The sequence below is a fragment of the Serratia sp. JSRIV004 genome (genome assembly GCF_019968705.1).
Lineage (GTDB): Bacteria > Pseudomonadota > Gammaproteobacteria > Enterobacterales > Enterobacteriaceae > Chania > Chania fonticola_B.
Map to the genome: position 1 here is coordinate 251,742 of NZ_CP074140.1, position 19,416 is coordinate 271,157.

At 55.4% G+C, this 19,416-nt stretch carries 12 protein-coding genes; 8 read left to right on the forward strand and 4 right to left on the reverse strand.

Going from position 1 to position 19,416, the window contains the following annotated elements; genetic code table 11:
- The first annotated feature begins 1 nt into the window (after position 1).
- The 5 genes from bcsZ (at position 2) to KGP21_RS01115 (ending at position 10,340) form a co-directional block, all read left to right on the forward strand.
- Positions 2-1,114, forward strand: a complete 1,113-nt coding sequence (gene bcsZ / locus KGP21_RS01095) for a cellulose synthase complex periplasmic endoglucanase BcsZ (RefSeq protein ID WP_037376586.1) — start codon at positions 2-4, stop codon at positions 1,112-1,114.
- On the forward strand, positions 1,096-4,569 hold the full coding sequence (gene bcsC, locus KGP21_RS01100; RefSeq protein WP_223536955.1) for a cellulose synthase complex outer membrane protein BcsC: 3,474 nt from the start codon (positions 1,096-1,098) through the stop codon (positions 4,567-4,569). The genes bcsZ and bcsC overlap by 19 nt, the downstream gene beginning before the upstream one ends.
- A 334-nt stretch (positions 4,570-4,903) precedes the next feature.
- The gene (gene hmsP / locus KGP21_RS01105) at positions 4,904-6,916 is read left to right on the forward strand and encodes a biofilm formation regulator HmsP (protein ID WP_223536957.1); all 2,013 of its coding nucleotides are present in this window, start codon (positions 4,904-4,906) and stop codon (positions 6,914-6,916) included.
- A 315-nt stretch (positions 6,917-7,231) separates the two neighbouring features.
- Positions 7,232-8,524 (forward strand): dicarboxylate/amino acid:cation symporter, encoded by a 1,293-nt coding sequence (locus KGP21_RS01110; RefSeq protein WP_021807740.1) that lies wholly within the window; start codon positions 7,232-7,234, stop codon positions 8,522-8,524.
- 319 nt (positions 8,525-8,843) lie between these two features.
- Complete coding sequence (locus tag KGP21_RS01115) at positions 8,844-10,340, forward strand: pitrilysin family protein (protein ID WP_223536960.1); 1,497 nt, start codon at positions 8,844-8,846, stop codon at positions 10,338-10,340.
- Between the two features lie 234 nt (positions 10,341-10,574).
- On the opposite strand, the gene ppiC is transcribed toward KGP21_RS01115, so the two are convergent.
- Positions 10,575-10,856 carry a peptidylprolyl isomerase PpiC gene (ppiC, locus tag KGP21_RS01120; RefSeq protein WP_021181563.1) on the reverse strand — a complete coding sequence of 94 codons (282 nt, stop codon included), beginning with the start codon at positions 10,854-10,856 and terminating at the stop codon, positions 10,575-10,577.
- Positions 10,857-10,971: 115 nt separating this feature from the next.
- Between ppiC and rep the strand changes: the two genes are divergently transcribed.
- Positions 10,972-12,996 (forward strand): DNA helicase Rep, encoded by a 2,025-nt coding sequence (gene rep / locus KGP21_RS01125; protein ID WP_021181562.1) that lies wholly within the window; start codon positions 10,972-10,974, stop codon positions 12,994-12,996.
- A 30-nt stretch (positions 12,997-13,026) separates the two neighbouring features.
- Here rep and KGP21_RS01130 read toward each other — a convergent pair whose 3' ends face one another.
- The 3 genes from KGP21_RS01130 to rhlB form a co-directional block, all read right to left on the reverse strand.
- The gene (locus tag KGP21_RS01130) at positions 13,027-14,178 is read right to left on the reverse strand and encodes a Fic family protein (protein WP_021807743.1); all 1,152 of its coding nucleotides are present in this window, start codon (positions 14,176-14,178) and stop codon (positions 13,027-13,029) included.
- 181 nt (positions 14,179-14,359) lie between these two features.
- Positions 14,360-15,853, reverse strand: a complete 1,494-nt coding sequence (ppx, locus tag KGP21_RS01135; RefSeq protein WP_021807744.1) for an exopolyphosphatase — start codon at positions 15,851-15,853, stop codon at positions 14,360-14,362.
- A 9-nt stretch (positions 15,854-15,862) separates the two neighbouring features.
- Positions 15,863-17,152 (reverse strand): ATP-dependent RNA helicase RhlB, encoded by a 1,290-nt coding sequence (gene rhlB, locus KGP21_RS01140; RefSeq protein WP_024484189.1) that lies wholly within the window; start codon positions 17,150-17,152, stop codon positions 15,863-15,865.
- 131 nt (positions 17,153-17,283) lie between these two features.
- On the opposite strand from rhlB, the gene trxA reads away from it, so the two are divergent.
- Together trxA and rho are read left to right on the forward strand one after the other, a co-directional pair.
- On the forward strand, positions 17,284-17,610 hold the full coding sequence (gene trxA, locus KGP21_RS01145) for a thioredoxin TrxA (protein ID WP_021181559.1): 327 nt from the start codon (positions 17,284-17,286) through the stop codon (positions 17,608-17,610).
- 447 nt (positions 17,611-18,057) lie between these two features.
- Positions 18,058-19,317 (forward strand): transcription termination factor Rho, encoded by a 1,260-nt coding sequence (gene rho / locus KGP21_RS01150; RefSeq protein WP_021181558.1) that lies wholly within the window; start codon positions 18,058-18,060, stop codon positions 19,315-19,317.
- The last annotated feature ends 99 nt before the right edge of the window (positions 19,318-19,416 follow it).

Sequence of the window (19,416 nt, forward strand, 5' to 3'; positions counted from 1 at the left end):
GATGGGGATTTGCCTGCGCCGCCTGCTGCCTGGTCTGATGCTGCTTTGTGCGTTCAGCACGGCGGCAAGCTGTGATTGGCCTGCCTGGCAGCAGTACCAACGGTTTTATCTTAGCGAGGAAGGGCGGGTAATCGATCCCAGCAGCCCGAAGCGCATTACCACGTCCGAAGGGCAGAGCTATGGCATGTTCTTCGCGCTGGTGGCCAACGATCGGCCTGCCTTCGATAAGCTGTTGGCGTGGACGGAGAACAATCTCGCCTCTGGTGACCTGAGCGCACATCTGCCGGCTTGGTTGTGGGGGCAGGATGATAACAAGGCCTGGAAGGTGCTGGACAGCAACTCGGCTGCCGATGCGGATCTGTGGATTGCGTATAACCTGCTGGAGGCGGGGCGGCTGTGGCAAAGCCGCCGCTATCAAACATTGGGCACGCTGTTGTTGCAACGGATTGGCCGTGAAGAGGTGGCGAATATCCCCGGTTTGGGGCTGATGCTGCTGCCGGGGAAGATGGGTTTTGTGGCCGAGGACCGCTGGCGCTTGAACCCTAGCTATTTACCGCCGCAGTTGCTGGCCCGTTTTGCCCAATTGAACGGGCCGTGGCGAGCGATGCAGAAAACCAGCCAGCGGTTGCTGTTGGAAACGGCTCCGCAAGGATTTTCACCAGACTGGGCCGAGTGGCAAGCGGGCAAAGGCTGGCAGCCCGATCCCGTCAAACCTGATGTCGGCAGCTATGACGCCATCCGCGTTTATCTCTGGGCCGGGATGTTGGCGGACGACGATCCTCATAAAGCGGCGCTGATGAAGCAGTTCCAACCGATGGTACGCCTTACCGCCCAGCTTGGTGCAGTGCCGGAGACGGTCGATACAGCTAGCGGAAAAGCCAACGGTACTGGCCCGGTAGGCTTCTCCGCCGCGATGTTGCCGTTATTGGCCGCACAGCCTGATGCCCTGGCGGTGCAACGCCAACGTATTCAGGATAACCCTCTGGGTAATGATGCCTATTTCAGCGCCTCTTTGCTGCTGTTCGGCCAGGGATGGGATCAGCAACGCTATCGTTTCAATCGTCAGGGTGAACTTCAACCCGCCTGGAGTAGCCAATGCGCAACTTCACACTAGGCTGGCTAAGCCTGTTTCCTTTAAGTCTGGCTTTGCTGCCGCAGGCGCAGAGTGCCGAGAGCGTTGCCCCGGAGCAATGGCTGCTTGAGCAGGTACGCATCGGCGAAGCCAGCAACAAAGATGAACTGGTACGTCAATCGCTGTATCGTCTTGAGCTGATGGATCCGAATAATCCTGATGTGATAGCGGCGCGTATGCGCCTGGCGCTGCGGCAGGGGAATCAGGTCTTGGCGCAGCAACAGTTGGATAAGCTGAAGGGGGTGGCACCACAATCGCCGGTGTTCCGCCAGGCAGAAATGAACATGCTGCTGACCCAGCCGGAAACCCGCCAGAAGCTGCAACAGGCACGCCTGATGGCGGCCGCAGGGCGCTTGCCGGAGGCTAAAGCCCAGTACGACGAGCTGTTTCACGGCAATCTGCCAACGCTCGATCTGGCGGTGGAGTATTGGCGTCTGGTGGCCAGGCTACCCGGCCAGGAATTAGCAGCGACAAAGCAACTACAGGCGCTGGATCGGCAATATCCCGGCAACATCACGCTGCGCATGGCGCTGGCGCGGATGCTGTTCAGCCAGGATCGCGACGCTCAGGCCTATGAACTGTTACAGCAAGTGGCGGCCGATCCCGCAGGCCGCGGTTCTGCGGCGGACTTGTGGTTGGAACAGGTCAAAGCGTTGCCCGTCAGCCCGCAGAGCGTGGCGGCGTTGAACCGCTTCCTCGGTGTGTTTGAAAGCGGTGAGCAGGCGCTTGGCGCGCAACAGGAACTGGCGCGCCAGCGGACGCTGTTGGCCGATCCGGCCTATCGCGCGCGCATGACCGGGCTGGCGCAGGTGAATAAAGGCGGCGGTCGTGCGGCAATCCCGGAACTGAAAAAAGCGCTATCGAGTGCGCCTAATGATGCCGAAGTGCTTGGCGCACTTGGCTTGGCCTATTCCCGCGCCGGCAACCGGCAGCAGGCGTTGAGCCTGTTCCAACAGGCGCAGAAGGCAGACAAGGATAACTACGACAGCAGCAAATGGCAGAGCCTGATCAAAACCACCCGTTACTGGCTGGCGATCGATGCGGGTGACAAGGCGTTAAAGGCCAATAACCTGCCGTTGGCACAGCAACAATACCAGCAGGCACGGCAGATTGATAACAGTGACAGCGATGCGTTGATCGGCCTGGGCGACGTTGCCGTCGCCCGTAAGGATGATGCTGCCGCCGAGCGCTATTATCAGCAGGCTCTGCGCCTGGATCCGGGCAGCGGTAGCGCGGTGCGGGGTTTGGTGAATATCTACCAGCGGCAGTCGCCACAAAAAGCGCTGGCCTACCTTAATGGTCTGCCCCGCGTGCAGCAGAACAAGCTGCGCAGCACCCTCGACGGGCTGCAATTGGATATGCTCAAACAGCAGGCCGACGAACTGGCCCAGCGACAGCAGTGGCCAGAGGCGGCGGAAAAGTACCGGCAGGCGCACCAGAAGGATCCTGATGACGTCTGGCTGACCTACCACTATGCGCAGACGCTGCGTCAGGCCGGGCAACCGCAGCAGGCCGACATACTGATGCGTCAACTGGCCGCGAAGAAGTCCGGCGATCCGCAGCAGGTTTACGCTTATGCGCTGTACCTGGCTGGCAGCGATCGTGATAACCAGGCGTTGGCCCAGTTGAATACCTTGCCCAAAGCGCAGTGGAACGACGGGATGCGTGAGATGGCCCAGCGTTTGCAGATGCAGGCCACGCTCGATCATGCTGAACGGCTCCGAACTGCCGGTGATGAACCCGCAGCCATCGCCTATCTGCGCCAGCAGCCCCCGGCAACGCGCATCGACCTGACCTTGGCTGACTGGGCGCTGGAGCGGGGAGAGTATGACGAGGCGCTGGCGGATTATCAGCGGGTGCGTGCTCGTGAGCCGAATAATCCGGATGCGCGTTTGGGGGAGATTGAAGCCTATGTGGCTCAAGGTCAGCTGAGCGAGGCCCGCCAACGGCTGCAAACGGCACCGGTGCAACCGGACGAGTCGATCAATGGCCAGCGCCGTGTTGCCAATGCCTGGACGGCGGTGGGTGAGCCGCAGAAAGCGACCGATATCTTCAAACGGTTAAAAGTGGCTGCCCAGCAAGAGCCGCCGGGACAGGCCAAAGCCTTGGTGTATCGTGATGCTGCCAGGCTGGAACAAAAGCAGTTGCAACCGCAACCGGCGCAGCAGGATTATCGCCAGGCGATGGTGGCCAGCGGCATTGCGCCAACGGTTCCTGAGGATAATGACGGTTATACCCGTCTGACCCGCAATAACGCGAAGGATGACTGGCTAAAACGCGGCATTCGCTCCGATGCCGCCGATCTTTATCGCCAACAGGACGTCAGGGTCACGCTCGATCATGACTACTGGCGTTCGAGCGGCACCGGTGGCATCTCGGATTATCAGGCACATGACACCATGTTGCAGTTGGATATGCCGCTGTATGACGGCCGGGCGTTCCTGCGAACCGACACCGTCCAACTGAACGCGGGCAGCTTCTCGACCGATAATAACGGCAAGTACTTCGAAACCTTTGGCACCTGTAACACGCAGGGTTGCAGCGGTAACGAACGGCAAAAAACCACCGGCACTAGCGTGGCGGCCGGTTGGGCCAACGACCATTGGCAAACCGATATCGGCACTACCCCGATGGGATTTGAGGTGGTGGATTGGGTCGGCGGCGTGGCCTATAGCGGTGACTGGAATCATATCGGTTGGACGCTGGGCGCCTCACGGCGGCCGATTACCAGCTCGCTGTTGGCCTTCGGCGGGACGCGCGATCCGAACACCGGCACTACCTGGGGCGGCGTACGTGCTACCGGTATCAACCTGAGCGCCAGCTACGATCGCGGTGAAGCCAACGGCGTGTGGGCCGATCTCAGTGCTCATCAGCTTACCGGCCAGAATGTCGAGGATAACCAGCGCCAGCGCTTGATGGCCGGTTATTACTATAAGGTGATAAACGAAGATAACCGCCGTGCCACCGTTGGGCTGAGCACCATGCTCTGGCACTATCAGAAGGACTTGAGCGGTTACTCTCTTGGGCAGGGGGGCTATTACAGCCCGCAGCAATATGTTTCGCTGGCGGTGCCGGTGAACTATCGCCAGCGCACGGAAAACTGGTCGTGGGAAGTGGGGGGATCGGTGTCGATCTCGCACTCGAAAACCAACGATGAAAAACGCTATCCCCTGCAAGGACTGATCCCAAGCTCCCTGCCAGACAGGGACGCAGTGGAAAGTGGTGGCTCCTCCTCTGGCGTGGGCTACACGCTGCGAGCTCTGATCGAACGCCGCCTCAGTTCCCATTGGACGCTGGGGGCCGGCATCGATATTCAACAGGCTAAAGACTATACCCCGAGCCATGCGTTGATTTATCTGCGTTACTCGCTCGCCGGTTGGCAGGGCGATCTCGATCTGCCACCGCAGCCGCTGACGCCTTACGCCGACTTCAAGTAACGTGAAATTGGTCGATTCGTGGTGTCGCCCACAGGGTAGTTTTGCTACCCTGTGGCTAATCCGGCTAGGATAATACCGAAACCCACGCTTTTCCTGCTGCCACTAGGCGGTTGGTAAGGAAAACACGCGGGGCAATCGAGTATACTCAAGCCGCTTATCCAGCAAGCAATTTTTCCCCTTACCCCAGTCCCTCCTTGCAGGAACTGATATGGAGCTGCGGTCAGGCACAAGAGTCAGGTTTTAGAGCATTCAATCCCTTCTCCCTGTGGGAGTGGGTTAGGGTGAGGGGGGCATAACTCTCTATCCGTCCTTATCAATCTAGGAGTGCAGGTTTTTGCGGGTCAGGCGTTCATTAACGATTAAGCAGATGGCGGCGGTGTCTGGTGTGGCACTGGTGACGATCTGTATCTTCATCGTGATCCAGTTATTCCACTTTGTGCATCAGCGCAGGGATGACTACGCTCAGCAACTGGAGAATGTAGCCCAGGCCGTGCGTCAGCCTCTGGCAGAAGCCGTGCTGCGGATGGATGTGCCGGAAACCAAACGCGTGCTCAACTCTCTGCAGCCAGTGGGGATCCTCACCCGAGCGGATATCGTCCTGCCGAACGAGTTTCAGGCGCTGCATGCCAATTTCCCGCCGGAACGCCCGGTCCCTGCGCTAGTGGCGCGTATCTTTGAGCTGCCGGTACAGATTTCTGTGCCGCTCTATTCGCTTGAGCGGGTGCCTGCCAACCCTCAGCCGCTGGCCTATCTGGTGTTGCAGGCCGATTCGTACCGCATGTATCAGTTTATCCTCAGCACGTTATCGACCATGCTGTCGACCTATCTGCTGTTGGCGCTGATCCTGTCGATCGCCGTTAGCTGGTGCATGAACCGGCTGCTGGTGTATCCATTGCGAGCCATGGCGCGCGAACTGGAAAATGTCCCTCAGGAAGATCTCCCTTACCATCAACTGATGTTGCCAGCCCAACATCAGGACGATGAATTGGGCTTGCTGGTGCGCAATTACAACCGCAACCAGCAAACGCTGGCCAAGGCACATACCGCCATGAGCCGCCTGAGCACCCATAACTCGATGACCGAATTACCCAATCCGGTGCTGTTTGCTGCGCTGCTTGAAGAGCATATTGTTGCCAGTATGCGGCCACCGCGCTTTAATCTGTTGGTCGTGGGGATCGAAACCCTGCATGAAGCCTCCGGCGCGCTGAACCCATCCATGCGTGAAGCGCTGTTGCTGACGCTGGCGAAAAAGCTGCGTCAGGTTATCGGCGTGGACTGCGTGCTGGCACAGCTGAGCAATGCCGAGTTTGCCATCCTGGCGAAAAATATTGAGCAACCCATTCACGCCATGCAGTTGGCCAGAAGAGTGATGGCGGCCATCAACGCGCCACTGAACCTGCAACAGAAGATGCCGCTGCGGCCAAGCGCCAGTATCGGCATCGCCCATTATCCCAATTCGGGGGAAAGCGCGGAGCAACTGCTGCGTAGTGCCACCTCGGCCATGATGTCGGCGCATCGTGAGGGTAAAAATCAGATCCTGTTCTTCGAACCTTGCCTGACCGAAAAAACCCAAAAACGTCTGACGCAGGAAAGCGAGATCTTGCAGGCCTTGGAGCAAGGTCAGTTTGCGCTATTCCTGCAACCGCAGTGGGATATGCAAACCAATCAGGTGACCGGCGCGGAAGCCCTGCTGCGTTGGCAACTGCCAGACGGGCAGATTATTCTCCCGGCGGATGTGATCCCGCTGGCGGAGGAGTTGGACGTGATCGTGCCACTGGGTAACTGGGTGCTGGAAGAGTCATGCCGTATTCTGGCCGCGTGGCAATCCCAGAGCATCACGTTGCCGTTGGCGGTAAATATTTCGCCGATCCAGCTGCAGCATAAAGACTTTGTGCCCCAGTTGAAACGGCTGCTGGCCGAGCACCAGATCGACCCGCATAAGCTGCTGCTGGAAATCACCGAGACGGTGCGTATCCACGACCTTGATGAGGCGTTGGAATTACTACGTCAGTTGCATGATTTAGGCGTGTTGATCGCCTTGGATGATTTTGGCATGGGCTATGCCAGCCTGAATTACCTCAATCGTCTGAAATCCTTGCCGATCGATCTGATTAAAATCGACAAAAGCTTTATCGATGGCCTGCCAGAGGACGATGCGATGGTGCGGATCGTCAGCTCGATTTCCGAGGTGCTTAACCTGCCGGTAATGGCGGAAGGGGTGGAAACCGCGGCGCAGCGAGACTGGCTATTACAGCACGGTATTCGTACTGGCCAGGGTTTCCTGTTTGCCAAACCCTTGCCCCGTCATGAGTTTGAAGCGCAGTTTACCTCGGTTGCCAAAGCGTGACCTGGTTGACCTGATGCTGAATTTTTATCCTCCCTCTGGTACTTTTCAGGCGGGAGAGGCCGCTTTATTTCCCCAGTCAAAAACTAGTTTCTACTGCTACCCAATCTGAGTTAATGCAAAGGAAAGTTGACGTAACGCCGGAACTTGTACACTGACTGACGCGTTTCAGCTCTTAAATTCACACCATTAGGCCTGGATTTTTCCATCAAGTTATTTCCATGTTGTTATGGGGGTGTTATTTTCCGCGCAAGCGATAAACAGGACGGACGAGTGATTGCCCGCCTGCCGCGTTGTCCCCCCCCAAAGGATGTGCTAATGAAAACAACTATATTTAAGAGCCTCTATTTTCAGGTGTTAACAGCGATTACGCTGGGGATCCTGCTTGGCCATTTCTACCCTGAACTCGGTGCCCAGATGAAACCCCTGGGCGATGGATTTGTTAAATTAATCAAAATGATTATCGCTCCGGTGATCTTCTGCACCGTGGTGACCGGCATCGCGGGCATGGAAAGCATGAAGGCCGTGGGCCGTACCGGGGCGATTGCCCTGCTGTACTTTGAAATCGTCAGTACCATTGCATTGCTGATCGGCTTGGTGATCGTTAACGTGGTGCAACCCGGTGCCGGGATGAACGTTGATGCGGGAACGCTGGATGCCAAAGCGGTGGCAGTCTATGCCGAGCAGGCTTCGCAGCAGGGCATCGTGCCTTTCCTGCTGGATATTATCCCGGGTAGCGTGGTCGGTGCCTTTGCCAGCGGCAACATCTTGCAGGTGCTGCTGTTTGCGGTGCTGTTCGGTTTTGCTCTGCATCGCCTGGGTGAGAAAGGCCAGGTGATCTTTAACGTCATCGACAGCTTCTCCCGCGTTATTTTCGGCATCATCAATATGATTATGCGCCTGGCGCCGCTGGGGGCCTTTGGTGCCATGGCGTTCACTATCGGTAAATACGGTGTGGGCACCCTGTTGCAACTGGGCCAGCTGATTGTCTGCTTCTATGTCACCTGTGTGCTGTTTGTGGTGGTGGTGCTGGGCTCGATTGCCCGTTACAACGGCTTCAATATCTTCAAATTTATTCGCTATATCAAAGAAGAACTGCTGATCGTACTGGGTACCTCGTCTTCCGAATCGGTGCTGCCACGCATGCTCGATAAAATGGAAAATCTGGGGTGCAAGAAATCGGTGGTAGGTCTGGTGATCCCGACGGGTTACTCGTTCAACCTTGACGGCACCTCGATCTATCTGACGATGGCGGCGGTGTTTATCGCCCAGGCAACCAACACCCATATGGACATCATGCATCAGGTGACCTTGTTGGTGGTGCTGCTGCTCTCCTCGAAAGGGGCTGCAGGGGTGACAGGCAGTGGCTTTATCGTACTTGCGGCGACCATTTCGGCAGTAGGACATTTACCGCTGGCCGGTTTGGCGCTGATCCTCGGTATCGACCGCTTTATGTCCGAAGCCCGCGCCTTGACCAACCTGGTCGGAAACGGTGTGGCAACGGTAGTGGTGGCCAAATGGTGTAACCAACTGGATGAGAAGCAGCTGCAAGACGTGCTGAATAACAGAACAGATAAGGTTGCTACTGACAAAAAGCTGCCTTCTGCCTAAGTTTTTTCCTATCTTCAATATCGGCTGCCATGGCAGCCGATATCATTCCCCCTTGCTTCTTGTTCATTTTTTCTCCATAACACCCTACAGCTATTATTTTTCACTGTGATGAGTGACATCCGCCAAGGCGCGCGGTCTAACAGAATGGTACACTTTGCGCTTTCCGCCCTACGGTGAAACTCAGGGTGTGATCGTTGCTGTGCCACGCACAGTTCAGGCCGTACTCGTCAACATCGCGGCGAGACGATGCCTTATATTCCAATGAACGGAATATCCGTATTTGCATAAAAAATTGGCTAGTCATTAAGTAGGGGTTCACATGCAGGGCACCAGAATTCGTCTTTTAGTGGGTGGGCTGCTGTTGGTTGCGGCCAACGGCAGCGTGCACGCTGAAGCGCTACAACCTGATCCTGCCTGGCAGCAGGGGCAGCTGAATAACGGTTTTTCTTGGCAGATCCTTGATACACCACAGCGCCCGAGCGATCGAGTTGAGTTAAGGTTGATGGTCAATACCGGATCGCTGGTGGAGTCGGCCCAGCAGATCGGTTTTGCCCATTTGCTGCCGCGTATTGCGATTACGCGCAGCGAGAGTTTTACCCAGCCGCAGCTACAGTCGCTGTGGCAACAGAGCGTGGACAGTGAACGGCCATTGCCGCCAGCCATTAGCTCTTATGATTTCACCATCTACAACCTTAGCCTGCCCAATAACCGCCCCGATCTGTTGAAAGAGGCGCTGGCCTGGCTGGCGGATACCACGGGTAAGCTGGCTATCGATGAGCCAACGGTAGAGGCGGTGATGAATGCCAATATGGATCCTATCGGTATCTTCCCGCCGGATCCCAAAGACAGCTGGTGGCGTTATCGCCTGAAAGGCTCAACGTTACTGGCACACGATCCGGGCCAATTGGTCAAGCGGCCTGTCAATATCGAGCAACTGCAGAAATTTTATCAGCAGTGGTATACCCCAGATGCCATGACGTTATACGTGGTGGGTAAAGTTGATAGCCGTAGCCTGACCGAACAGATCAACAAGGCGTTCTCGCCTCTCCAAGGCAAGCGCGAAGCGCCGGCAACTATGCCAACTCTGACTCCTCTGCCGCCGCAGCCAGTCAGTCTGATCAGCGATCAGGTGAAGCAGGATACGCTGTCGATCATGTGGGATACGCCATGGCATCCGATTCGCGATTCGCAAAGCCTGAGCCGTTACTGGCGCAGTGATATGGCCCGTGAAGCCCTGTTCTGGCACATTCAGCAGGTGCTGCAAAAGAGCGAGCAGAAAAACATCAAGCTGGGCTTTGACTGCCGGGTGCAGTATCAACGCGCCCAGTGTGCGATCCATCTGAATTCACCGAATGATAATCTGAACAACGGCCTGGCCTTTATTGCCCGCGAATTGGCTAATGTGCGTAACAACGGCCTGTCTCAGGATGAGTTCAATGCCTTGCTGGCACAGAAAACCGATCAGTTGAGCAAACTGTTTGCCACCTATGCCCGCACTGATACCGACGTGCTGATGAGCCAGCGTCTGCGTTCACAGCAAAGTGGCGTAGTGGATATCGCTCCGGAGCAATACCAGAAGCTGCGTCAGGCCTTCTTGTCGTCGCTGACGCTGGAATCGCTGAATCAGGAACTGAAGCTGCAACTGTCGCAGGATGCCACCTTGGTGCTATTACAGCCTAAGGGGGAGCCGGAGATGAATATGAAGCAGCTACAGGAAACCTATAACGGCATCATGGCGCCAGCACCGGCCGTAGTGAGCGAAGAGCCAAAACCGGCGGAAGCGGCTACCGCAGCACCGGATGCCAGTGCACAGTAATCATTGACCCCTCACCCCAACCCTCTCCCACAGGGAGAGGGAGCTGGTCCGGTGTTGTGGTCAAGTATTGTGATCGATCTGTCCCTAGGTAAAAGGGGCCTTAATTGGTGCCGTGATCGTTCAATTCCCTACGTAAAGGGAGCTGATTGGGTACTGTGGCGAGGTAATTCGCTGTAACTGATAGCTAGCTCGATCGGTCCCCTCTCCCTGTGGGAGAGGGTTAGGGTGAGGGGCCTAGTTGCGATAAAGTACCTTGATGATGTGATAGCCGAACTGGGTTTTCACCGGGCCATAGGGCTTGAGCAACGGGATGCTGAACACCGCCTTATCGAAGGCTGCGACCATAGTCCCCTTGTTGAACTCACCCAGGGAGCCGCCGTTGCGCTTGGACGGGCAGCTCGAGTATTTGCGCGCCAGCGTATCGAAGCTGACACCGCGCTTGAGTTTGGCCAACAGTTCGTTGGCCAGTGTTTCGTTATCCACCAGGATGTGCAGCGCGCTAGCGGTCTTTGCCATCTTAATAATCCAATCAGTCGTGTAGAATTTGCCGCCATTATACCTGTTAAATCTGTTTGGCGCTTTCTGCTACAATCCCTCTCCCCAGCACTCCAATATTGAGCAACAAAGCGCCATGCGATTAAACCCCAGCCAACAACAAGCCGTCGAATTCGTTACCGGGCCTTGCCTGGTGCTGGCCGGTGCCGGTTCCGGCAAAACGCGTGTGATCACCAATAAAATCGCCCACCTGATCCACCAATGTGGCTATCAGGCGCGGCATATTGCCGCCGTAACCTTTACCAACAAGGCGGCGCGTGAGATGAAAGAGCGTGTGGCGCAAACCATGGGGCGCAAAGAGTCGCGTGGCTTGATGATCTCCACTTTCCATACGCTGGGGCTGGAAGTGATCAAACGCGAATATGCCGCGTTGGGGATGAAGTCCAACTTCTCGCTGTTTGACGATCAAGACCAGCTCGCGTTGTTGAAGGAATTGACCGAGAAGTGGCTGGAAAACGACAAGACTCTGGTGGCACAACTGATCTCGACCATTTCCAACTGGAAGAACGATCTGGTGGATCCGCAGCGGGCAATGGGGCTGGCGCGCTCCGAGCGGGACAAACTGTTCGCCCACTGCTACGGGCTGTATCACGATCACATGAGGGCCTGTAACGTCCTGGATTTTGACGATCTGATCCTGCTGCCTACCTTGTTGCTACAGCGTAATGAGGAGGTGCGTGAGCGCTGGCAGAACCGTATCCGCTACCTGCTGGTGGATGAATATCAGGACACCAACACCAGTCAGTACGAACTGGTGAAACTGCTGGTGGGTCACCGCGCACGCTTTACCGTGGTGGGGGATGACGATCAGTCGATCTACTCCTGGCGCGGTGCTCGTCCGCAGAACCTGGTACTGCTAAAGGAAGATTTCCCGGCGTTGCAGGTGATCAAGCTGGAGCAGAACTACCGTTCCAGTGAACGTATTCTGAAAGCTGCCAATATCCTGATTGCCAACAACCCGCACGTCTTTGAAAAACGCCTGTTCTCTGAGCTGGGCTACGGCGAAGAGTTGAAGGTGGTCACGGCCAACAATGAAGATCACGAGGCCGAGCGGGTGGTGGGAGAACTGATCGCTCATCACTTTGTGAAGAAAACCAATTACGGTGATTATGCGATCCTCTATCGCGGAAACCACCAGTCGCGGCTGTTTGAAAAAATGCTGATGCAGAACCGCATTCCGTACAAGATTTCTGGCGGCACCTCGTTCTTCTCGCGCCCGGAAATCAAGGATTTGCTGGCCTATCTGCGGGTTTTGACCAACCAGGATGACGACAGCGCCTTCCTGCGTATCGTCAACACGCCGAAGCGGGAAATTGGCCCGGCGACGCTGCAAAAGTTGGGGGAGTGGGCCAATCAGCGTAACAAGAGCCTGTTCCGCGCCAGCTTCGATCTTGGCCTTGGTCAGTATCTAACCGGGCGGGGGTTGGAGTCTTTACAGCGTTTCACCCACTGGATGGAAGGGATCATCCAAATGGTGGAGCGTGAGCCGGTGGCAGCGGTGCGCGATCTGATCCGCGGCATCGACTATGAAAGCTGGTTGTTTGAAACCTCGCCCAGCCCGAAAGCGGCCGAAATGCGTATGAAAAACGTCAACACCCTGTTTGGTTGGATGACCGAGATGCTGGAAGGCAACGATCTGGACGAACCGATGACGCTGACCCAGGTGGTCACGCGCTTTACGTTGCGTGACATGATGGAGCGCGGTGAAAGCGATGAAGAGTTGGATCAGGTACAGCTGATGACCCTGCATGCTTCCAAGGGATTGGAGTTCCCCTATGTGTTCCTGGTGGGGATGGAAGAGGGATTATTGCCGCATCAGAGCAGCATTGACGAGGATAATGTCGATGAAGAGCGGCGTCTGGCCTATGTTGGGATCACTCGTGCCCAGAAAGAGCTGATTTTCACCCTGTGTCGCGAACGTCGCCAGTACGGTGAACTGGTGCGGCCAGAACCCAGCCGTTTCCTGTTGGAATTGCCGCAGGACGATCTGGCCTGGGAGTCGGAACGCAAAGTCGTTAGCCCGCAGGAGCGGATGGAGAAGGGCCAGAGCCATTTGGCCAGCGTGAAGGCGATGCTGGCCAAGGCTAAGGGCGGTAGCTGAGGGTCAGGGCGCGAAAACGCCCTGTTGCTATTATTCATTACGTAAAGTATCTACGTAGGCTTGATAGACATAGCTTTTACCTCTCACTCGACCTGTAGTTTCCACCAGTATCCCCGCATTCTCTAGTGCTTTAATGGCCGTGCTCGCTGTAGGAAACGTGACATCTAACTCTGCCTGGGCTCTTTCTACCGTTAATTTTGGCATTGTTGGTAGTAATTCAAAAAGACGCAACGTTTGTAATGTACTGGATGCCGTATCGAGAACTTTTTTCCGATCGACAGCAATCAGTGAGGCTATCTGAATGATGCTCTGTTGTGCTTCCCCTGCGGCAATTTCAACGCCTTCAAGGAAGAATGATACCCAAGACTCCCAATCACCATTTCTCCTTGTTTCAGATAAACAGCGATAATACTCAGCCTGATTGGCCTTCAGATATCCTGATACATACAATAGTGGTTCAGGCAGAAGCTTCCACGTTTCGAGTAACATGGCAATCAACAGACGACCTATGCGTCCGTTACCATCAAGAAAAGGGTGAATGGTTTCGAACTGGGCATGTATCAGCGCTATCCTCACCAACGGGGGTAATGTTGGTTGCTCGTCGTGAATAAAAAGCTCCAGCTCTGCGAGTAAATTGGTAATTTCCTCTGGGGGAGGAGGGACATACGACGCGTTACCTGGCCGCGTGCCACCAATCCAGTTTTGACTGGTCCGTACACTACCGGGTTGCTTATCTGTACCCCGAACACCAGCCAGAAGAACTTTGTGGGCTTGTGTTAGTAACCGGACTGATACAGGTAATCCTGTTGGCGAGAGTATCTGCTCACGCACAAACTTGAATGCTTGCAGGTACCTGGTGACCTCCTCAACATCATTCACATTTGTTACGGCCAGCCCTGCTTCCTCATCAAAAACGTCAGTCAGTGTTGCCTGTGTCCCCTCAAGCTGGGAGGTGAGTAAAGCCTCTCTACGTATTGCACTGTAAATTAACCATTCTCCAGATGTAACCAGACCGGACATAGCTGATAGTCTAGCTAAAGCCAATTCAGCTCGATTATTGAGTTCCTGATAGGATTTGGCAACAATGGGGGGATCAGTTGGTGGTAAAGGCGCAGGTACGAAGGCATTGACCGTTTCCTGATGACTCTGAATTGTCACAAATCGACCAGAAATACGCTTCATTAAAACCCCCCTTTAATAAGATTGTGCGTTATTAAACTATTCTTTAATAACATAGGAGGTCATTAAAAGTCTCTTTAATTAGCCTTGTTATCACGCAACCTCTTAGGACGGAGTCAGCCATTGAGTTGCGTTTTCACATAAAACGGTTAAAGAGACGGTTGCAGAAAAGGGGGAAATGCTCTTAAGACTGCTCTTCCAAAAACAGAGGCCAGTGGGCATAGCTCTGCCAGTGGCTTTCCTGATCCAGCGCCTCTGCGCGCAGCGGATGTCGTTCCAACCAGCCGCGCGGCAAAATCACATGCAACTCTTCATCGTTGGCACGCAGGCGTACCGCGGGCAGGGTATCGTCACGGCGGCGGCTGGCAAAGATGATGGCCAGACGTAACAGACGACACATGCGCTGTGCCACGCGGGGTGGCACGGCGTTCTGTTGGCTCAGCAGCGGCAGATCGAGGGCATTGCTCTGGTTTTGCAACAGGGTGGCTAACAGTTTTTTCTGCGCCGGGGTAAAGCCAGGTAAATCAAGATGGCTGACCAGATAGGCGGCGTGTTGAGGAGCCTGTTTGAAATCGACGCTCAGGCCGATTTCGTGGATCAGGCACGCCGCATGCAGTAGTTCACGACATCGCGTATCCAATTGCCATTCGTTGGTGGTCTGCAAACAGAAGTTCGCTGCCAACTGGCTGACGCGTTCGGCCTGCTCGATATCCAGCAGGTAACGGCGTTGCAGATTACGTAACGTGCGGCTGCGGATATCTTGCTCGACCGGCAGATGCAGCATGCCATACACCAGCCCTTCGCGCAGAGCACCACCGGCCAGCGTCATGCTTTCAATGCCTAACTCTTGGAAAATGGCCAGCAGTATCGACAGGCCGCTTGGGAACACCAAGGCACGTTCCAGCGTCAGGCCTTCGATTTCCAGCTCTTCCAGCTTGCCACACTGAATGGCTCGTTGTTTCAACTGCCGCAGTTTGGGCAGGGTAATACGTTCGTCCATCCCCTGCGCCACCATGATTTCCTGTAGCGCTTGCACGGTTCCGGAGGCACCGACGCAAATCTGCCAGCCATGTTGGCGAAGTTGTGCGGCTATCGGCCGCACCTTTTCACGCGCGGCCTGTTCGGCGGCTTCGAAGTTATCCCGCTCCAGGTTGCGATCGCTGAAGAAGCGCTCGAGCCAGGTGACACAGCCCATCGAAAGGCTATACAGCTGTGCGGCTTGCGCCCCTGTCCCTACGACCAACTCCGTGCTGCCACCCCCGATATCGACCACCAGACGCCGATCCGGGCCGCCGGTGGTATGGGCAACGCCGTGGTAGATCAGGCGGGCTTCTTCTTCGCCGCTGATGACCTGAACGGGGCAGCCAAGGATAGTTTCGGCGGTTTGCAGGAATTCGGCCGCGTTGTTGGCCAGGCGCAGCGTTGCGGTGGCGACGACCCGAATTTGATCGCGCGGGATATCCTGCAGGCGTTCCGAGAACAGCCGCAGACATTGCCAACCGCGCTGCATGGCTTCCTGTGACAGGTGATTGTGCTGATCCAGCCCGGCCGCCAGGCGCACTTTGCGCTTGATGCGAGCTAGCGTCTGGATACTGCCAGCCACCTCACGTACCACCAACATATGGAAGCTGTTGGAACCCAGATCGATGGCGGCATAGAGGGTGCTGGAACCTGGCATAGTCGTCTATTAGCCCGAACGTTTACGGTTGTTACGCGGCGCACCACCACGACGTGGCGCGGAAGAGTTACGGCGTGGGCCGTTGTTGCCACGAGGTCGCACCAGGCGCTTCGGTGCTGGCAGATCGCTCAGCAGCGCATCGCTGTTGTACTTGCTCACCGGAATGCTGTGGCCGGTATAAGTCTCGATGGCTGGCAGATTCAGCGCGTACTCTTCACAGGCCAGGCTGATGGAGTGACCGCTTTCGCCCGCGCGGCCTGTACGGCCAATGCGGTGCACGTAGTCCTCGCAGTCATCCGGCAGATCGTAGTTGAAGACGTGAGTCACCAACGGAATATGCAGGCCGCGTGCGGCGACATCGGTGGCGACCAGGATATCCAGGTTACCTTTGGTGAAGTCGTCCAGAATACGCAGGCGTTTTTTCTGCGCCACGTCGCCGGTCAGCAGGCCTACGCGGTGACCATCGGCAGCCAGATGGCCCCAGATGTCTTCACAGCGGTGCTTGGTGTTGGCGAAGATGATGCAGCGGTCCGGCCACTCTTCCTCGATCAGCGTCTGCAGCAGGCGCATTTTTTCTTCGTTGGAAGGGTAGAACAGCTCTTCCTGAATGCGGTGGCCGGTTTTCTGTTCCGGTTCAACTTCCACATATTCGGCATTGTTCATCTGCTCAAAGGCCAGCTCGCGTACGCGATAGGACAGGGTGGCAGAGAACAACATGTTCAGGCGTTGATCGACCGCGGGCATACGGCGGAACAGCCAGCGGATATCTTTGATAAAGCCCAGATCGTACATGCGGTCGGCTTCATCGAGCACCACAACCTGGATAGCACCCAGATCGATATAATTTTGTTTGGCGTAGTCGATTAAACGGCCGGTGGTCCCCACCAGAATATCTACGCCGCTTTCCAGCACTTTCAGCTGTTTGTCATAGCCATCACCGCCGTAGGCCAGGCCAAGCTTCAACCCGGTAGATTGCGACAGCGCTTCTGCATCGGAATGGATCTGCACCGCCAGTTCACGCGTAGGCGCCATGATCAAGGCGCGCGGCTGGTTGGTCTGGCGACCTTCTTTCGCCGGGTGGGACAGCAAATAGTGAAAAGTAGACGCTAAAAATGCCAGCGTCTTTCCGGTACCGGTTTGCGCCTGACCTGCAACGTCGCGCCCACTGAGGGTGAGCGGCAATGCCAACGCCTGGATGGGCGTGCAGTTGTGAAACCCTTTTTTCTCAAGGGCTTCAAGGACTAACGGGTGCAGGGCGAAGTCGGAAAACTTCTGTTCGGTCAAGTGTGTTTTGCTCATAGTGTGGTAGAATATCAGCTAACTATTGCTTTACGAAAGCATATCCGTTGAAATAAAAGCGGTGAAATAAAATCACCTGAGTTGGTTTGATGCTACACCAACAAGGTAGACCTAATCCTGTGGAGTAGAACATGAGCGATAAAATTATTCACCTGACTGACGACAGCTTCGATTCCGATGTGCTGAAAGCCGAAGGGCCAATCCTGGTCGATTTCTGGGCTGAATGGTGTGGTCCGTGCAAGATGATTGCTCCGATCCTCGACGAGATTGCCGAAGAGTTCGCCGGCAAGCTGACCATTACCAAACTGAACATCGATCAAAACCCGCTTACCGCGCCTAAGTACGGCATCCGCGGTATTCCGACGCTGTTGTTGTTCAAGAACGGTGAAGTGGCAGCGACCAAGGTCGGCGCGCTGTCCAAGGGCCAGCTCAAAGAGTTCCTGGACGCGAATCTGTAATTAGGGCGGGAAGCCCCGTGACGGGCGTCTGGAGGGGGATTTTCATTCACCGCTAGACGCCTGCCAAGAAGCGTGTTAAGTTTAACCATACTGCATTCTGAACTTGCCATAAGTATTAAATCTAAAGAGTCTGAATCTAAGCGTTACTCTACGTTGAACCATCGGCACTAGCATTTTACTGTGAACCGAGCCCGTGTTTTGACGATCAAGCGGTTTTACAAAAAAATCAGTTTTAAGGCACCTTCGATCTTAAACCGTCAGCGTGTGCGCCCCAGCTAAGCCATTTCTTACTGCGGCGGCCCAGCAGCCCGGCGATCGAACGTCCAGTAACAGGCACGCATACCCTATGAATTTCACGTTGTAGCTTGAAAGGTTATGGGTATAACACGCTGCCATACCATTCACGATACTAGTTCGAGACACACCCCGAGTTTAAGAACCCCCACTATGAATCTTACCGAATTAAAGAATACGCCGGTTTCTGAGCTGATTACTCTCGGCGAAAATATGGGGCTGGAAAACCTGGCCCGCCTGCGCAAACAGGACATTATCTTCTCTATACTCAAGCAACATGCGAAAAGCGGAGAAGATATCTTCGGTGATGGCGTGCTGGAGATATTGCAGGATGGATTTGGTTTCCTCCGTTCCGGAGACAGTTCCTACCTCGCAGGCCCCGACGATATCTACGTTTCTCCCAGCCAAATCCGCCGCTTTAACCTCCGCACAGGTGACACCATTTCCGGTAAGATTCGTCCGCCAAAAGAAGGCGAGCGCTATTTTGCCCTGTTGAAAGTTAACGAAGTCAACTACGACAAACCGGAAAACGCCCGTAACAAGATCCTGTTCGAAAACCTGACGCCGCTGCACGCCAACTCACGTTTGCGTATGGAGCGCGGCAACGGCTCTACCGAAGATCTGACGGCTCGCGTACTGGATCTGGCAGCGCCAATCGGCCGTGGCCAGCGTGGCCTGATTGTGGCACCGCCGAAAGCCGGTAAAACCATGCTGCTGCAAAACATTGCGCAGAGCATCGCATACAACCATCCAGACTGCGTGCTGATGGTGCTGCTGATCGACGAACGTCCGGAAGAAGTGACCGAGATGCAACGTCTGGTAAAAGGCGAAGTGATCGCTTCTACCTTCGACGAACCCGCATCCCGCCACGTACAGGTTGCCGAAATGGTGATCGAGAAGGCCAAGCGCCTGGTCGAACACAAAAAAGACGTGATCATCCTGCTGGACTCCATCACCCGTCTGGCGCGTGCCTACAACACCGTAGTACCTGCCTCAGGCAAAGTGCTGACCGGTGGTGTGGACGCCAACGCCCTGCATCGTCCGAAGCGCTTCTTCGGTGCGGCTCGTAACGTTGAGGAAGGCGGCAGCCTGACCATCATCGCTACCGCACTGGTTGATACCGGCTCGAAGATGGACGAAGTGATTTACGAAGAGTTTAAAGGTACGGGTAACATGGAACTGCATCTGGCGCGTAAAATCGCCGAGAAGCGCGTGTTCCCTGCTATCGATTACAACCGTTCCGGTACGCGTAAAGAAGAGTTGCTCACTACCTCTGAAGAACTGCAGAAGATGTGGATCCTGCGCAAGATCATTCACCCAATGGGCGAGATCGACGCGATGGAGTTCCTCATTAACAAGTTGGCGATGACCAAAACCAACGATGAATTCTTCGACATGATGAAACGCTCATAAATAAGTAAAATATTCGAGGAACGCCACGCCTAGTCGTGGCGTTTTTTGCTTTTGGCGGATACGATAAGTAACAGTAAAGGAAAGTAAGTTATTCTTGTG